Source organism: Phenylobacterium ferrooxidans (genome assembly GCF_042714595.1).
Lineage (GTDB): Bacteria > Pseudomonadota > Alphaproteobacteria > Caulobacterales > Caulobacteraceae > Phenylobacterium > Phenylobacterium ferrooxidans.
In genome coordinates, this window is the sequence record NZ_JAOTJD010000007.1 from 105,455 (window position 1) to 122,633 (window position 17,179).

A 17,179-nucleotide genomic window follows, 5' to 3' on the forward strand; every position below is an offset into this window, starting at 1 on the left:
AGATGAGATGACTAATCCATCGTGGCGCCAGGGGCCGCCTCGAACAATTCTCTTGGCGACGGACTTGAGCAGTCGATGCGACAGGGCGGTGCAGCGCGGCCTGCAATTGGCCAAGCTCTGGAACTCGCGCCTTATCATCTTGAATGTGATTGAGCCGGTCCACACGACCGACCGGAATGAAATGGGGGATCTCCCGAGTTGGCGGCGCCCGGCGGATCCCCGCCGGGGCGCCCAGGATCAGCTTCGACGCCAGTTCGGCGAAAGTGTCCAAGGCGCGGAAGTCAGGGTTGTCGAAGGTGAGCCTGTGGCGGCGATCGAGGAAGCGGCCCGCGAACTCGGTGCGGACCTGATCGTTACAGGTGTGGCGCGGGACGAGGTCTTCGGTCGCTATGTCCTGGGCTCAACAGTGGACCGGCTTGCGCGGCAAACGTCCGTCCCATTGCTGGTCGTAAAGAGCCGGGTCTGGCCCTACGAGGAAATCCTCGTAGCCACCGACTTCTCGGAGGCCTCACAACAGGCGCTGACCGCCGCAGACCGGTTTTTCCCGACCGCGCCGCTGACGGCGCTGCATGGGTGGGAGGTGCCGTACGCCGGCTTTCTCGACGCGCCTGGCTTCCGCGAGCAGTGGAAGGAGCAGGAGAAGCAGGGCTGCGAGGATTTCCTTCAGCGCTCGCAGCTCTCCTTTGAGGGTCGCGCACGCGTGAGGGTCCTTGTCGAGCACGGCTGTCCTGAGGTTCTGGTTCGGCAGTATATGCTCGACAAGGAGGTCGACCTCGTCGTGGTCGGCACACACGGGGGAAGTGGACTGTTCGACAAGCGGCTGGGTGGCACGGCCAAGCGGATTCTCGAGTACGCGCCCGCCGATGTGCTCCTGATCCGCGAACCGCGCGCTGTGCGCCGCGGGGAGCCGTCCCGCTGACGTCGTGCGATCCCCTGGCTCAAACGAGGGATCTTCGGAGGCCTGCTCACACCGCTGAAGGCTGCCAGGAGAGGCCTGAGAACAAGCGCGACCGAAAGGCGATAGGGGGCGGGCGAACCAGGCTGGACTCCGCTGACTCGCATCGCCGGGTTCAAGGGACCACGAGAACGTCGATTTCCGATGAGCCGAGCAGATCATGGGCCACGCTGCCTAGGACGAAGCTCTTTACGCTGCTCATGCCGCGGGTCCCGATCACGAGGAGGTCTGCCCTACACATTTGCGCACCGCGGCGAACGCTCTCCGCGGCGGAGGTTTCGATCAACTCTATCCTGCTCTCGGCAGGCGAATATTTGGCGGATCGCAGGTGGGTTTCTAGGTCTCGCTCAGCTTTTGACGCCTCCTCCACGCGGTAGGCCTTGGCTTGCTCCGCGCTCATCCCAGACCTGAAAAGCAGTCCCTCCGCCGGCGCGCCATAAGCGTGGAAGACGGTGACCTGGGCATTCTGCAGGAGGCCGAGCGCTTCAGCTGACGCGAAGGCCTTCGCCGAGCATTCCGACAAGTCGGTGGCGATCATGACGCGGTCGTAGCCCCGCGCCGGCACTGAGTTCGCCATGATGATCGGCATGCTCGCTTCACGTATTGTCCGTTCCACGGCCGTGCCCGTGAAGATATCCCGCAAGATCTGACGGCGGTGGGGCCCCATGATGATCAGATCTGCGTGGAGGCCATCAGCGGTGGCGGTCACCTGCTTGAAGGGTTCCCCGGCCACCACAGTTGCGCTGCATCTGACCCCATCGGCCACCGTGACCGTGGCCGCGAGGTCCTCCAACAGTGCTGTCGCCTCGCGGCGCTCGGCCTCCACCATGCGAACGGGCTGATCATCATCGACCACGTGCACCAGGGCGACATCGCAACCGAACTGTTTGGCCAACAACGTCCCTCGACGAAGCGCCCGATCCGAGCGGGTGGAAAAGTCCGTCGCCACAAGGATCCGCTGCATCGATACCCTCCTTCAGATCCATTCTTCCGGATCGAAGCGTTAGGGGCGCATGGATACACCACCCGTCGAGCATTGACCTTGCTCAAGGTCATCGCAATGCGGTCGATCCACAGTCAAACTGGCGGCGTTCGCCGCGACGACCATCCTGTGGATCATCTTCCCGGCGCGGGTGCTCTTCGAACTGCAGAATCGCTCAGGCGCATTGTTGATCCTGCGGGGTGCGGGAGGCCCGCGCAGCGTGGGCGCTTCGCCGCGATCGGCGGACACTTCCAACAAATCGTAGTTGCGATCGCGACCGTCGGCGTCTGCCGGCGACCTCGCGCCTAAGATAGCGCCGATGCGGTAGAAGGTTCAGTTCGGGCTTTCTCAGGTGAGGAGAACTATTGGGCGTCGACCATGTCGCGCCATCCGACGATGGTCCCCACACGCGATCACTACACCTTGGTGGCGTATTCATGTTCCAGCATATGCTGGCGCCCTTGCCCGTTGGATGGCGAGCCGAACCTGCTTTTCGGTCTCGAGAAGAGCGAACAGCGCCACGCCCACGCCGACAATCAGCGCGCCGTCCAGTAGCGGGATCGACTCCGTGGCGAAGACAGCCTGCAATGGCGGCAGGTAGGTGATAGCGGTCTGTGTCACCGTGAGGACGACCACGGTCGTCCACACGACCTTGGTGCCGCGCACGGCCTTCCAGGTGAGCGAGGCGCCGTAGATGTTGCGGATGAAGAACAGGTGGAAGATTTCCATCACGACCAGGGTGTTGAACACCATGGTGCGCGCCAGTTCCACAGAGTGCCCGCGATCGACCGCGTAGAAGAACATGCCGAACGTGCCGCAGAGGAACAGCGCTGACACAAGCACGATATGCCACACGAGTTCACCACCGATCAGCGACTCGTTTCGGGGGCGCGGCATCCGGCGCATGGTGTTTTCCTCGGTCGGCTCGAAGGCCAGCGCGATGCCCAACGTCACGGCGGTCATCAGGTTGATCCAGAGAATCTGAAGCGGGGTCAATGGCAGCGTCATGCCTAGGAACAGCGCAAGTACAATCGTCATGCTCTCGCCCGCGTCGGTGGGCAGCGTCCAGCTGATGACTTTCTTGATGTTGTCGGAAACTGTGCGGCCCTCGCGAACAGCGGCCGCGATCGAGGCGAAGTTATCATCCGCCAGCACAAGATCTGCCGCTTCCTTGGCCGCTTCACTTCCTTTTCTGCCCATCGCAATCCCAGCATCGGCGCGTTTGAGCGCGGGCGCGTCGTTCACGCCGTCGCCAGTCATGGCCACGGTCAGGCCATGCGACTGCAACGCCGTAACGAGGCGCAGCTTATGCTCTGGGCTTGTGCGGGCGAAGATGTCGCAATTCACGACCGCGCCTTTGAGCGCCTCATCGCTCATCTCATCGAGATCGGCCCCCGTCAGCACCTGATCGGGATTTTGAAGCCCAATCTGTCTCCCGATGGCGGCGGCGGTCTTGCCGTGATCGCCTGTGATCATCTTCACACGGATGCCGGCGCCCCGGCATTCCCCAACGGCCGCAATGGCTTCCGGTCTTGGCGGATCGATCATTCCCACCATACCCAGCAAGGTAAGCGTGCCCTCCACATCGCGATGCTCCAGGACCGTGTGATCCGGCTTCACCGATCTCACGGCGAAGGCGAGCACGCGCTGACCAAGGGCGGCGATCCTGTCGGTTTGTTGGCTCCAGTAGACGTCGGCCAGCGGTTCGACGCCGCCCGCAGCCGTGCGTTGATCCTTGCACATCGAAATGATCCGCTCGGGCGCGCCCTTCACGAAGACACAGGCATGGCTCTCATGATCGTGAACCAAGGTCGCCATGAAACGATGCTGGGAATCGAAGGCGATGGCGTCCGTGCGCGCCCATTCCGCCTGTTGCTTGCGGACATCGGTTCCGATCTTGCCGGAGAAGGTCAGGAGCGCCCCTTCCATCGGGTCGCCTTCCACCGTCCAAACGCCTTCATGTTCCCGCAGGCCGGCGTCGTTGCAGAGGGCGCTCGCGCGGGCGAGTTCATGCAGAATATCGTGTTCGCTTGCATCGACCGCCGCATCCTCCAGCCGGATGACGCCCTTCGGTTCATATCCTGTGCCGTCCAGCGTGAAGAGGTGCTGAGGCGTGAGGACCGAGGCGACCATCATCTCATTGCGTGTCAGGGTCCCGGTCTTGTCGGTACAGATGACCGAGACCGCGCCGAGAGTCTCGATGGCCGGCAGGCGGCGCACAATGGCGTTGCGCCGCGCCATGGCCTGCACGCCGATGGCGAGCGTAATGGTCAGAACCGCAGGCAGTCCCTCCGGTATGGCCGCCACCGACAAGCCCACCACCATCATGAATATTTCTTCGAATTCGTAATGGCCGACGAAGTAGCTGTAGATAAGCAGCAGCGCGGCGAGCATGAGAATGAGGACGGTCAGCCACTTGGCGAACACGTCCATCTGCTTCACCAGCGGCGTGGTGAGCGTTTCCACCGTCGATAGCAGTCCACTGATGCGCCCTATTTCCGTCGCACCGCCTGTCGCCACCACGACGCCCTTGCCCTGGCCGGAGGCCACCAGGGTGCCGCTGTACGCCATGCCGAAGCGGTCACCCAGCGGGGCGTCAGCGCGGACCGGTTCGATGTGTTTTTCCACGGGCACGGATTCGCCGGTAAGGATGGCTTCCTGCACCGAAACGCCATGCGCCGAGAGCAGCCGCAGATCGGCAGGGACCTTGTCGCCTGCTTCCAGCAGCACGATATCGCCGGGCACAAGCGCCTCGCCCTCGACGCTCCGACGCTCGCCATCCCGCAGCACGTTTGCGTGGGGCGCCAGCATCTGACGGATGGCGTCCATCGCCTTCTCCGCCTTGCCCTCCTGGATGAAGCCGATGAGGGCATTGGCGACCACCACCGCCAGAATGACCAGCGTATCGACGAGATGATTAAGAAGCGCCGTGATGACGGCCGCCCCGATCAAGACGTAGATCAGAATATGATGAAACTGCATTAGGAAACGCAGGAACACGCTGCGCTTCTTGGCCTCCGGGAGGCGGTTCGCGCCGTAAATCTTGAGCCGCGCCTCAGCTTCCGCCTGGCTCAGGCCCGTCGACGTCGCCTTTAGATCTTGAAGCGTCTCCCCCGTTGAGCGGGCATGCCAAGGCGTATGACTTTCAATCATAGCTAAGGGCCTTTGCTGGAGAGACAAGACCGCTTTGCTTCAGCATCCCTGTTGATAAGGGCAGGTGCGGCGCCACGCTCGCAGCCGTTTGTTCGAAGACAAGGCGGCGCATCACGCGCGCGACATTCAGGCCTCCACCTCCGGCATCGACGCGTGGCCCCGAACAGCGGAGTCCGTGCGCGGGGGCCAGCCGCGCGACGGAGGTGGCGACATCGAGCGCGGGATTCAGGGTGAGGGTCACGACATTGAGGTTCGGATTCATCCGCAAGGACTTTAGGCTGCGATATCCAAGCGGCTTTGACTGGGATCAAGAGTATTGTCCCCGTGTAGCATCACAATAATGTGCCATTTTGAGGATGAAAACGTCCCATAAGGGCATGGGCGCGGCGCAACAGAGTTGATCAAACTCAAGGTGAGGCGCCCGATTGCCGTTCACCGTTGCTTCTTCTGCAATGAAGAGTGCCCGAAATGGACGCTCCCGCGGTTAGCGCGAACCCGACGAACGGGCTGAATTACATTCGACCGTTCGACAGCCTCGGGCTTGGCGGCGCGCCTCTCGTCGGTGGCAAGACAGCGTCACTCGGCGAGTTGCGGGACCTGCTCGGCTCGGGTCCGACCAGTGGGTGCTGTCAGTTTAAGGTCAACTTGTCTCCGGTAGTGGCGTGACGCCTGTCCGGAGGAGCCCCCTCGTGAAGCCGATTGCATACAAACGCCACCGGTTCCCACCGGAGGTCATCCGGCATGCGGTGTGGCTGTATTTCGGTTCACGCTGAGCCTACGCGACGTCGAAGAGTTGATGGCCCAGCGGGGTGTGGAGGTCAGCTACGAGACGATCAGGTGTTGGACCCTGAAGTTCGGCCGGCAGTTCGCGCGCAATCTCAGACGGACAAGATCCAAGCCGACCGGGCGCTGGCATCTCGACGAAATGGTCGTGAAGATTGGCGGCAAGAGGGTGTTCCTTTGGCGGGCCGTGGACGATGAAGGCGAGGTCCTCGACATGCTGGTCCAGGAGCGACGAAACAAGGGCGCGGCCCTTAAGATGCTAAGGGAACTGCTGAAAGACCAGGGTGTCAGACCCGAGGCGATCGTCGCCGACAAGCTGGCTTCGTATCGCGCTGCGGCCCGAGATCTGGGCCTAACGGCGCGACATAAACCGGGAGGAATGCACGAGAACAATCGGGCCGAAAACTCCCATCTGCCGATCCGCCGGCGGGAGCGAAAGCAGCAGAGGTTCAAGTCCAGAGCTTCGGCCCAGACGTTTCTCGCCACCCACGCCGCCGTCTACAACGTCTTCAACCTCCAGCCCCATCTGATCCGCCGACCGACCCTCCGCCTCTTCCGGGCCGAGGCCTATCGGACGTGGGAGGCCGCGACCGCCGCGGCGTGACGGCGGCGCGGTGGAGGGGGCGTTGCGGCTGGGCGGAGTTAAGCTGACAAAACCGCGCGGGCCGTTATCCGCCTAACCGACGGACTACTCGGGACGAATTGGGCGCGGGAAAATCCCCCCGCGTCAGCGGGGAAATGAATGGTCGTGGAGGCAGTCGGCGATCGACTGGTCTCCCGGCTCCGAGCGGGGTGGTGGTCCTGCATCTGTCACCAAATGCAGAGTCTAGCCGGGGATCTGCGGCGGAGTGGAGGTGATCGGCCTCGCGTCGTACGTTTGGTCGCCCATGCCGCGGAGAGCGACGTCGTCGAGGGTATCCCCGTGATCGCGCTCACTTAACTCCGGGGCGCTCCAGGGCTTTGGATGGAGCCAAATTGCGGTCTAAGCTGGAGCCAGTCTTCCACGCGGGCCCGGGAAGTTATGGCCGACGTCGTCTTCTATCTGGACCATGGCGGTCCGCTAACGCTGCAGACCCAGCTGCGCCAGCGGATCATCGACTCCGTGGTGTCGGGCAATCTGGAGCCGGGCGCCCGCATGCCGGCGTCGCGGCGCCTGGCCGGCGACCTGGGAATCGCGCGCAATACCGTGGCCCTAGTCTATCAGCAGCTGATCGCCGACGGTTATCTGACCGGCCGGGAGCGCAGCGGGGTCTTCGTCAGCGACGCCCTGTTCGAGGCTGTGCGTCCGGGCCGTGACCGGGCCGACCGCCCGGTGATCGCCGCCGCCCCGTGGCGGTCGCGACTACAGGCGGTGGTGCGGGTGGACGTGGAGGGGCGGCCGCCGCCGAGCTGGGAGCTCAATCCCTATCCCTTCCTCGACGGGGCCTATGACGCCTCCCTGGCCCCGGGCCCGGAGTGGCGCGACGCGGTGCGCTCCACCCTCAACGCCCGGGAGTTCGCCGAGTGGAGCCAGGATGGCGGCGAACTGGACGATCCGCGGCTGGTCCACGAGATCCGCACCAAGATCCTGCCCCGCCGCGGCCTGCAGGCCGGGAGCGAGGAGGTGCTGGTGGTGGGCGGTCGGCGGGAGGCCTTCAGCCTGCTGGTGCGGGCCTTCGTCGGCCGCGGCGCGCCGGTGGCGGTGGAGGAGCCGGGCCTGCCCGACCTGACCCAGATCCTGCGCCTGCAGGGCGCCGACCTGATCCATCTGCCGGTAGACTCCGAGGGCATGGCCGTCGACGATCGGCTGGCCGCCGCCGCCCTGGTCTTCGTCACCCCGGCCTGCCAGTACCCCACCGGCGCGCGGCTGGCCCCGTCACGCTGCCGCGCGTTGCTGGAGCGGGCCGAGACCGACGACCTGCTGGTGATCGAGTACGACCTGGCGGCCAGCGGCGGCTTCGCGGCCCAGGCCTCGCCGGCCCTGCGCAGCATGGATCGCTCGGGCCGGGTGATCTATGTCGCCGATCTCTGCGACGTGCTGAGCCCCGGACTCGGCCTTGGTTTCATCGTCGCCGACGCCGAGCTGATCCGCGAACTGCGCCGCCTGCGCACCCTGGTGTCCGGCTGCGCCCCGCGCGCAGCCCAGCGGACCGCCGCCTTCTTCCTGTCGCTCGGCCACTATGACGCCAATCTCGGCCGCCAGCATCGGGTGCTGCGGGAGCGGCTCAACGCCCTGCGGGACGCCCTGAACTACCACCTGCCGCAGCTCGTCGCGATCGACCCGCGCTCCAACGGCTCGGCCATGTGGGTGGAGGGGCCGCCCGACCTATCGGCGCGCCAACTGGCCAACGAGGCGGCCAAGCGCGGTGTGCTGATCGAGCCGGCCGACCGCTTCTATTCCACCCCGAGCCCGGCGGCGAACCGGTTCCGGATGGGGGTGACGGGCATCCCCACCGACCGGATCCGTGAAGGCGTGGCCGTCCTGGCCCAGGTGGTCAAGAGCTTGACCCAGCCGGGCCTGGACAGGTTGGACCCGGGCGAGCGGGCCTGGATGCCGGGTGAGCCCCTGCGCGCCCTGATGTCGGGGGCCAAGCTGCTATGCCGTACGGTCTATGGCGATCCCTACGAGGTGGACGTTCTGCCCGACGGCCGGCTGGTGGGCCGGGCCGGCTACGCGCACGAGGACTGCGACGTGGGCGCCTGGTGGATGGAGGGCGACTACTGGTGCCGCCGCTGGACCGAGTGGTCCTATGGCGAGACCGCTCGCTTCCTGACGGTGGTGGAGGGCGACCAGATCCGCTGGTACCGGGACGACCACCTGCTGTTCAACCGCGGCATCCTCAAGCCCAACGCCCTGGCCTGACGCTCGGATTGACGAATCTGGACCCATAGATTGGACCAATCTGGTCCTACGCTTGTCCGCCCGCGACCTTCACCGTGTTGTCATCGTCGTTCGGGTGAAGGATTTCTCCATGTCGCATTTGGCCATAGCGGGCCTCCAGTTGGACCTGCAAGCCGGCGACAACCTGGATCGGATCGCCGACGAGGTGGCCGCGGCCAAGCGGCGGCTGTCGTGGGTGGATCTGGTCCTGCTGGGGGAGCTCAGCGTCTACGGCCCCTCGGTGGACCACGCCCAGGATCCGGGCGGGGCGGCGGAGACCCGACTGCGCCGCATCGCCCGGGACAACGGCGTCTGGCTGCTGGGCGGTTCGATCTTCGAGCGGGTCGACGGGAAGGTCTACAACACCTGTCCGGTGATCGACCCGAACGGCGACGTCGTCCTGAAGTACCGCAAGATCTACCCCTTCCGTCCCTACGAAACCGGGGTGGCGGCAGGGACCGAGTGCATGACCTTCGACATGCCCGGGATCGGCCGGATCGGGGTCTCCATCTGCTACGACATGTGGTTCCCCGAGACCACGCGCACCCTGGCCTGGATGGGCGCCGAGGTGATCCTGCATCCGGGGATGACCAACACCGTCGACCGCGACGTCGAGCTCTCCATCGCCCGGGCCAGCGCGGCCCAGAACCAATGCTATTTCGTCGACATCAACACCGCCGGCCAGCTCGGCAACGGCCGCTCGGCGGTCTACGGCCCCGGGGGCGAACCGGTCTATGAGGCTGGGTCCGGCCGCGACGTGATCGGCCTGGAGCTCGACCTCGGCTACGTGCGGCGGGTCCGCGAGCGCGGATGGCACGGCCTGGGCCAGACGCTGAAGAGCTTTCGCGACGGCCCGCCGAGCTTCCCGCCCTATCGCGAGGGGCCCTCATCGCCGGCCCTGGCCGCGCTGGGGCCGCTGGAGAAGCCGCGGGGCGGCGCCAATCAAGATCAGAAGGAGGGGTAGATGTTCAGATCCGTACTCATGACGACGACCGCCGTGTCGTTGTCCCTCGTGGCGTCCCAGGCACTCGCCCAGGCCGCCGCCAAACCAGGCGCCGACACCACGGTCACCGAGGTGGTGGTCACCGCCACCCGGCGCGAAGCCTTCGTCCTCGACGTGCCCTACAACATCTCGGCGGTGTCGGGTCAGGCCATCGATCAGGCCAAGGTGCAGAACGCCACCGAGTTGCTGCGCTCGGTCCCCGGGGTGTCGGTGGTCGACCGGGGCTACCGCAACCAGGGGGTCTCCAACAGCATCCAGATCCGCGGGCTCAATGTCGACAGCGCCATCCTCGGCGACTATGCGGTCTCCGCCGTCGCCCCGGTGTCCAGCTATGTCAACGACACGCCGCTGTTCGCCAACTTCGCCCTCAAGGACATCGACCGCGTCGAGGTGCTGCGTGGGCCCCAGGGCACGCTCTACGGGTCCGGCTCCCTGGGCGGCACCATCCGCTACATCCTCAAGGCGCCGCAGCTGGATGAGTTCGGCGGCAAGGTCAGCGCCACGGCGTCCCGGGTCGAGGGCTCCGGCGGGGTCGGCTGGGCCGCGGACGGCACGGTGAACATCCCCCTGGGGGACAAGGCGGCCCTGCGGCTGACCGGCAGCCTGCAGGACTATCCCGGCCTGACGAACTACGTGAACATCTTCAAGCTGGACGCCTCGGGCATCCCGCTCGCTCCGTCCGGCGTCCTGTCGCCGGCGGCGGCCTATGAGAGCCGCAAGGACGCCGACACCGTCGACATCAAGTATGGCCGCGCCGCCCTGCGGTGGCAGCCCGCCGAGTGGCTGGACCTGACGCTCGCCTATGCGCGGCAGTCCGACGAGATCGGCGGCCGCCGGCAGGTGACCCGCGGCAAGGACGGCTTTGGCCGCACCTACGGCCAGTACGACAATGGTTCGGTTCAGTTGGAGCCCTCGTCGAGGGAGGTCAGCCTGACCTCGCTGGAGGCCACCATCGACCTGGGCTTCGCGACCCTGACCTCGTCGACCTCGTCCTACGACCACCATGGTGAGAGCGTCAGCGAGAACACCGGCTACTACGCCAAGAACGGCTGGCTCTCCTTCTACTACAACTTCCCCCGGCCCATGGCATCGGCGGTGCGGACCTATTCGGACGAGGCGGTGATCGAGGAGATCCGGCTGGTGTCCAACACCGAAGGTCCGATCGACTATGTGCTGGGCGGCTTCTACGAGAAGCAGAAGCTGGGGGCGACCCAGGCCAGCTACCTGCGCGGCTTCAAGCGCTGGTGGAACGCCGCCTATCCGGCCTTCGCCGCCGAGGTGCAGTCCGATCAGGACTTCGCCTATGACCGGCGCGAGGACTTCACCGACAAGGCCCTGTTCGGCGAACTGACCTACCACTTCAGCGACCGCCTCCAGGCGACCGGTGGCGTGCGGTGGTTCGACAACGAGTCCAAGAGCCGCACCTTCATGGACGTGCCGGTCTACACCTCGCTGTCGGCGCCCACCAATGCGCGGTTCGAGACCTCCGACAGCAAGGCGCTGTTCAAGGCCAACGTGTCGTGGAAATACGGAGAGCGGGGCCTGGCCTACGCCACGGTGTCTGAGGGCTATCGCCGGGGCGGGGCCAACGCCGTGCCGACGATCGGGCGCTATGCGGAGGACGCCCGCTGGCAGCAGTACGGACCCGACCGGGTGGTCAACTACGAGGCTGGCCTGAAGGGCGTCAGTCACGGGATTACCTACAACGCGGCCCTGTTCTACGTCGACTGGAAGGACATCCAGATCAACACCGTGACGCCCAACTGGGGCTTCTTCGTCGCCCAGAACGGCGGCAAGGCCCGTTCTCAGGGTCTGGAGGCCCAGCTCGAGGGCCGACTGGCGGGCGCGCGCTACAGCCTCGGCTACACCTATACCGACGCCCAGCTGACCGAGAACGCCTACCCGCCCACCGGCGGCGCCCTGCCCGTGGCCCGGAAGGGCGCTCGGTTGCCCGGTACGCCAGAGCACGCGGTGACCGTCGCTCTGGATCGCAGCGCAACCCTGTCCAATGGGGTGCTGCTGACCGGGCGGGTGAGCGGCTACTACCAGTCGGAGACGCGCAACGCGGTGACCACCTCGACGCGCTTGAACGTCGGCCTGCCACCGTTCCAGATCTGGAACGCCTCGGCCACGGCCACCTTCGACAAGTGGTCGGCGACCTTGTTCGTCAAGAACATCTTCAATGCCGACGGCGTCACCGGCCGGTTCACCGATAGCTACATGGGGACCGCTCCCGCGTCGGGCTATTACGGTAGCGGCGCCAAGGACCTCATCAGCCTGCCGCGCACCATCGGCCTGACCCTCGACTATCCGTTCTGAGACGATGACGACACCAGGCGCCCCACGAACGATTGGCGTTCCCGCCTCCCCACCGGGGGGCGGGGCGCTGGACGCCGTGCGGGCGCTTGTCCATGCCGGACGGCGGGCGGAGGCTGACCAGCGGCTGCTGGCCCTGGAGCCCCAGCTTCAGGGCGACGCCCGGGGGCTGCAGGCGGCGGGCGAGATCTTCCTGGCCAACGCCCGGTTCTCTGAGGCGCTGCGATGCTATCTCCGCGCCGCCGAGCTCGCTCCGGCTGACCCGGGCGCGCTCTACAACCTGGCCTCGGCCCTGGTGGCCACCGGGGACCTGGCCGGGGCGGAGGCGGCCTTCGACCAGGTGATCGCGCTGGATCCCACCGACGCCGACGCCTTCTACAACCGCGCGACCCTGCGACGCTGGACGCCGGCGGAGAACCACGTCGCCGCGCTGGAGGCGGCGATCGCCCGCGCCCGCCATCCCGCCGCCGAGGCCGCGCTCTGCTATGGGCTGGCCAAGGAGCTGGAGGACCTGGGGGAGCATGACGCGGCCTGGTCGTGGCTCGCCCGGGGCGCGGCGCGGCGGCGCGGGCAGCTGAGCTATCGCGTCGAGGCCGACCTGGAGACCATGGCCCAGATCGCTGCGGCCTTCGACGCACCCCTCATGGCCGGGGCGACGCCGAGCCCCGAGCCGGTGGGCCCGATCTTCGTCCTGGGCCTGCCGCGCAGCGGCACCACCCTGGTGGACCGGATTCTCAGCGCCCACAGCCAGGTGGAGAGCCTGGGGGAGATCAGCGACTTCGCCCTGTCCCTGATGCGGACCGTGGGGCCGGCTGACGGGAAGGGAGACCTTGTCGCGCGGTCGGCCCAGATGGATTTCGCGGCTCTCGGCCAGGCCTATCGCGACAGCCTGTCGGCCTATGGCCGGGCCGCCCCGCGGCTGATCGACAAGACCCCGGCCAACTACCTCTATATCGGCCTGATCGCGCTGAGCCTGCCGCAGGCGCGGATCGTCCATGTGCGGCGCGACCCGATGGACAATGGCTATGCCCTGCTCAAGACCCTGTTCCGCACCGGGTGCCCCTATTCCTACAGCCAGTCGGATCTGGGGGCCTATATCGGCGCCTATCATCGGCTGATGGACCACTGGCGGACCGTCCTGCCGGGCCGCCTGGTGGAGATCGACTACGAGGCCCTGGTGCAGGACCAGGAAGGCGAGAGCCGGCGGCTGCTGGCCGATCTGGACCTGGATTGGGATCCGGCCTGCCTGGACTTCCACGCCAATCCGGCGCCGGCGGCCACCGCCAGCGCCGCCCAGGTGCGCCGGCCGATCTACCGGGACTCCCTGGCGCTCTGGCGGCGCTATGAGGCCGGGCTCGCGCCGCTCTCCGACAGCCTGCGGGCGCAAGGCCTGCTGTGAGCGGTCTGGCGATCCTCGGGGCGATCACGGTCCTGGCCAGCGCGCCCTTGCCGATGGCGGCCTTCACGCCGCCAGCCCAGGCCGCGGCGCCGACCGCGCGGCTGGAGGGCCGGCTGACCCTGTCCTTCGGCCCCCGCCCGGACGGCCTGAAGCGGCTGCGCGACGACGATCCCCCCGGGGGGGCGGACCCCCGTCTGGCCTGGCCCGACCTCGCCCTCGACCTGGTTCAGGACGGTGACCGGCTAATTCCCGCGCCGGCGAACGGCGACGACGGGGGATACTGGGATTGGTCGGCGGGTCCGGGCCGCATCTGGCCCAGCGCCGAGGGCGATGTCGCCGTCCTGCCGGTGGCGCTGCGCGAGCGCAACGCCAACTGTGCACACAACGGCCTGCTGCGGGTGGCGCTCACCCCCGCCGGCGCGCCCAGGACCGCCCAGGTGCGGTTGGGGGCGGAGACCTGCCTCTATGACAAGTTCGACGCCTGGGCCGCGCCCAGGAGGATGGGCTTCACCCCCGGGGCGCCGCAGGATCGCGACGACCGGATCGCCCGCGACCGCGAGAACCGGGCGGCGCAACTGCCTGTCCGGCCGTTGTCGGAGCTGGCCGTCAGTCATCCTGGCGTCGATCTCGCGGTCCTGGCCCGGGCGTCGGGCGACGATCAGGCGGTCTATGGGATGGTGGTCGATGGGGTGAACTACGCCGCGCCCTGTCCGACCCGCTTCGGCGAAGACCCCTTCTGCGAAGGACGGACCCTGCCGTCCTATTCCACCGCCAAATCCCTGGTCGGCGGCCTTGGACTCATGCGCCTGGAACGCCTGACACCGGGTCTGGCTCAGCGGTTCCTAACGGAGCTGGTCCCGGCCTGCGCGGCGTCCGGCGCCTGGAGCGGGGTCGCCCTGCTGGACCTGCTGGACATGGCCAGCGGCCACTATCGTTCCGCGGCCTTCGAGGCGGACGAGAACGCCGCCGGCGCCTTCTTCATCACCCGGACCCACGCCGAGAAGCTGGCCTATGCCTGCGGCTATCCGCGCCGCGGGGCGCCGGGGGCGACCTGGGTCTACCGCACCTCCGACAGCTACCTGCTAGGGACTGCGCTGCAGGCGGCGACGCCCGGGGACCTCTACGACACCGTGCTGCGCCCAATCTGGCGCGACCTGACGCTCAGCCCCGCCCTGGACGAGACCCGGCGGACCCTGGACGCGCGGCGTCAGCCGTTTGTCGGCTGGGGGCTGTTCCTGCGGCGCGACGACGCCGCCCGCCTGGGGGTCTTTCTGTCGCCCGCGGGTCAGGCCGAGCAGGATCGGTTGTTGGCTCCGCGCCTGATCGGCGAGGCCCTGCAGCGGCCCGGCCTGGAGGGCGGCCTGGCCGCCGGTTCGGCGCGACTGCGCTACGCCCATGGTTTCTGGGCCCGCGACATCGCCGACCTGGTGGGCTGCGCCCATCCGGTCTGGACCCCCTTCCTGTCCGGCTATGGGGGAATTTCCATCGTGCTCTTTCCCAACGGGGTCGTGTTCTACGCCTTCGGCGACGAGGCCCGTTTCGACTGGGGCCCGGCCGCCGGGGCCGCCAACGCCGTGAAAGCCCTGTGCCATGACTGACCAGCCTCACCGCCGCTTCGCCCTGCCCAAGGCCGCCCCCGACGGGCTGGTGGCCAGCGTGCTGCTGGCCTTCATCGCCACGGCGGGCCTGTTCTACGTCAACATCATGCCCGCCCTGGTGAGCGGGCTGCAGGACGGGCTGGGCTTCACGGCCCGGTCGGCGGGCCTGGTGGGGTCGCTCAACGTCTACGGCGCGGCGCTCGGGGCCCTGGCCGCGGTGTTCGTGGTGGCCAGGATCTCCTGGAAGCCGGTGGCGTTCGGCCTGCTCCTGGCCCTGATCGCGACGGACCTGATCTCCACCCAGCTCACCACGGCCGGCGTGCTGATGATCGTGCGCTTCGTGCACGGCCTGATCGGCGGATTCCTGGTGGGGGTGGGGTTCGCGGTCATCGCCCGCACGGCGGCGCCCGATCGCACCTTCGGCATGCTGCTGGTGGTGCAGTTCGGTCTGGGGGGCCTGGGGCTGCTGCTGCTGCCGGGCCTGGTCCCGACCTTTGGAACCCCGGTCCTTTTCCTCAGCCTAGCGGCCTTTAGCGTCGCGGCGGCCCTGATGCTGCCCTTCCTGGCCGACTACGCCCCGCGGCCCCGGCCAGCGCCGATCGCCCAGGCCGGCGGCCTGGTGCGCTGGGCGCCCCTGACCTCGGCCCTGGTGGCGGTCTTCCTGTTCCAGGCCGCCAACATGGCCCTGTCGGCCTATGTGATCGGGCTGGGCCGGTTCTACGGCCTGTCGGGCCCCTTCATCAGCAACACCCTGGCGGCGGCCAACTGGATCGGCGCCCTGGGCTCGGTGCTGGTGGTGGTGATCGGCCTGCGCTGGGGACGGTTCTGGCCGATCCTGATCGGCGCCTTGGTGACCCTGGCGGGGACCCTGGCCTTCCTGCGCAGCGACCTGCCCCTGCTGTTCGTCGTGGCCAATGTCCTGACCGCCGTGGTCTGGGCCTTCGTCATCCCCTACCTGCTCGGCCTCTGCGCCGCCTTCGATCCCGGCGGCCGCATCGCCACCCTGGCCGGCTTCTTCTCCAAGCTCGGCCTGGCGTCCGGCCCCGCCCTGGGGGCGGTGCTGCTGGCTGAGACCCATTTCCCGCGCCTGGTGGCCCTGGCCCTGACCGGCCTGTGCCTGTCGGCGGCCTTCGCCCTGGCCCCGGCGCGACAGCTCGACCGCGCTTCCTGATCCCGACCAGAAGAGAGTTTCCGACATGTCCGCAAACGCAGCCTTGCAAGCCCGGCGCGTGGCCGCCGTTCCCCGCGGCGTGGCCACCGCCACCGCCATCTTCGCCGACCGCGCCGACAACAGCGAACTCTGGGACGCCGAGGGCCGCCGCTATGTGGACTTCGCCGGGGGCATCGCCGTGCTCAACACGGGCCACCGCCACGCCCAGGTGATGGCGGCCGTCAGCGCCCAGATGGAGCGCTACACCCACACCGCCTTCCAGGTGGTGGCCTACGAGCCCTATGTGGCCCTGGCCGAGCGACTGAACGCGCTGGCCCCCATCGACGGGCCCGCCAAGACCATCCTGTTCACCACCGGGGCCGAGGCCGTCGAGAACGCGGTGAAGATCGCCCGGGCCGCCACCGGCCGCTCGGCGGTGATCGCCTTCACCGGCGGCTTCCACGGTCGGACCATGCTGACCATGGGCCTGACCGGCAAGGCGCTGCCCTACAAGCATCGGTTCGGGCCGATGCCGGCGGAAATCTACCACGCTCCGTTCCCGATCCCGCACTACGGGGTGACGACGGAGGACGCCCTGAGGGCGCTGGAGTTCATCTTCCGCGCCGACGCCGCGCCCGACCGGGTGGCCGCCATCATCCTGGAGCCGGTGCAGGGGGAGGGCGGGTTCCACGTTGCGCCGCCCGAATTCATGCAGGCCCTGCGCGCGCTCTGCGACCGCCACGGCATCCTGCTGATCGCCGACGAGATCCAGGCGGGCTTCGGCCGAACCGGCAAGATGTTCGCCGTGGAGCATACCGGGGTGAAGCCCGACCTGATCACCGTGGCCAAGTCGCTGGCCGGGGGCTTCCCCCTGGCGGGCGTTATCGGCCGCGCCGAGCTGATGGACGCCCCGGAGCCGGGCGGCCTGGGCGGGACCTATGCCGGGTCGCCGATCGCCTGCGCCGCGGCCCTGGCGGTGC

Annotated in this window: 11 protein-coding genes and 1 pseudogene; 9 read left to right on the forward strand and 3 right to left on the reverse strand. The window is 67.6% G+C overall.

Annotated features, from left to right (window positions below; genetic code table 11):
• Positions 1–7 precede the first annotated feature (7 nt).
• A complete protein-coding gene (locus tag OCL97_RS05785) occupies positions 8–919 on the forward strand; it encodes a universal stress protein (protein ID WP_377368416.1) in 912 nt (303 codons plus the stop codon).
• Positions 920–1,070: 151 nt separating this feature from the next.
• Here OCL97_RS05785 and OCL97_RS05790 read toward each other — a convergent pair whose 3' ends face one another.
• The 3 genes from OCL97_RS05790 to OCL97_RS05800 all read right to left on the reverse strand — a co-directional run bounded on the left by OCL97_RS05790 (position 1,071) and on the right by OCL97_RS05800 (position 5,352).
• A complete protein-coding gene (locus OCL97_RS05790; RefSeq protein WP_377368418.1) occupies positions 1,071–1,919 on the reverse strand; it encodes a universal stress protein in 849 nt (282 codons plus the stop codon).
• A gap of 453 nt (positions 1,920–2,372) precedes the next feature.
• The gene (locus OCL97_RS05795; protein ID WP_377368420.1) at positions 2,373–5,090 is read right to left on the reverse strand and encodes a cation-transporting P-type ATPase; all 2,718 of its coding nucleotides are present in this window, start codon (positions 5,088–5,090) and stop codon (positions 2,373–2,375) included.
• A complete protein-coding gene (locus tag OCL97_RS05800; RefSeq protein WP_377368422.1) occupies positions 5,083–5,352 on the reverse strand; it encodes a hypothetical protein in 270 nt (89 codons plus the stop codon). Before OCL97_RS05800 ends, OCL97_RS05795 begins: the two co-directional genes overlap by 8 nt.
• Before the next feature lie 427 nt (positions 5,353–5,779).
• On the opposite strand from OCL97_RS05800, the pseudogene OCL97_RS05805 reads away from it, so the two are divergent.
• The 8 genes and pseudogenes from OCL97_RS05805 to OCL97_RS05840 all read left to right on the forward strand — a co-directional run.
• Positions 5,780–6,477: pseudogene (locus OCL97_RS05805) on the forward strand (IS6 family transposase).
• A 417-nt stretch (positions 6,478–6,894) separates the two neighbouring features.
• Positions 6,895–8,715, forward strand: coding sequence for an aminotransferase-like domain-containing protein (locus OCL97_RS05810; RefSeq protein ID WP_377368424.1), 1,821 nt, complete (start codon positions 6,895–6,897; stop codon positions 8,713–8,715).
• Between the two features lie 109 nt (positions 8,716–8,824).
• On the forward strand, positions 8,825–9,697 hold the full coding sequence (locus tag OCL97_RS05815) for a carbon-nitrogen hydrolase family protein (RefSeq protein ID WP_377368426.1): 873 nt from the start codon (positions 8,825–8,827) through the stop codon (positions 9,695–9,697).
• Complete coding sequence (locus OCL97_RS05820; protein ID WP_377368428.1) at positions 9,698–12,055, forward strand: TonB-dependent receptor; 2,358 nt, start codon at positions 9,698–9,700, stop codon at positions 12,053–12,055. It begins immediately after the preceding gene.
• Positions 12,056–12,131: 76 nt separating this feature from the next.
• The gene (locus OCL97_RS05825; protein WP_377368430.1) at positions 12,132–13,451 is read left to right on the forward strand and encodes a tetratricopeptide repeat-containing sulfotransferase family protein; all 1,320 of its coding nucleotides are present in this window, start codon (positions 12,132–12,134) and stop codon (positions 13,449–13,451) included.
• Positions 13,448–15,049 carry a serine hydrolase gene (locus OCL97_RS05830; protein WP_377368432.1) on the forward strand — a complete coding sequence of 534 codons (1,602 nt, stop codon included), beginning with the start codon at positions 13,448–13,450 and terminating at the stop codon, positions 15,047–15,049. The genes OCL97_RS05825 and OCL97_RS05830 overlap by 4 nt, the downstream gene beginning before the upstream one ends.
• Positions 15,042–16,220 (forward strand): MFS transporter, encoded by a 1,179-nt coding sequence (locus OCL97_RS05835; protein ID WP_377368434.1) that lies wholly within the window; start codon positions 15,042–15,044, stop codon positions 16,218–16,220. Before OCL97_RS05830 ends, OCL97_RS05835 begins: the two co-directional genes overlap by 8 nt.
• 25 nt (positions 16,221–16,245) lie before the next feature.
• Positions 16,246–17,179: aminotransferase class III-fold pyridoxal phosphate-dependent enzyme (locus OCL97_RS05840; RefSeq protein ID WP_377368436.1), on the forward strand; the 934-nt coding region annotated here is incomplete at its 3' end.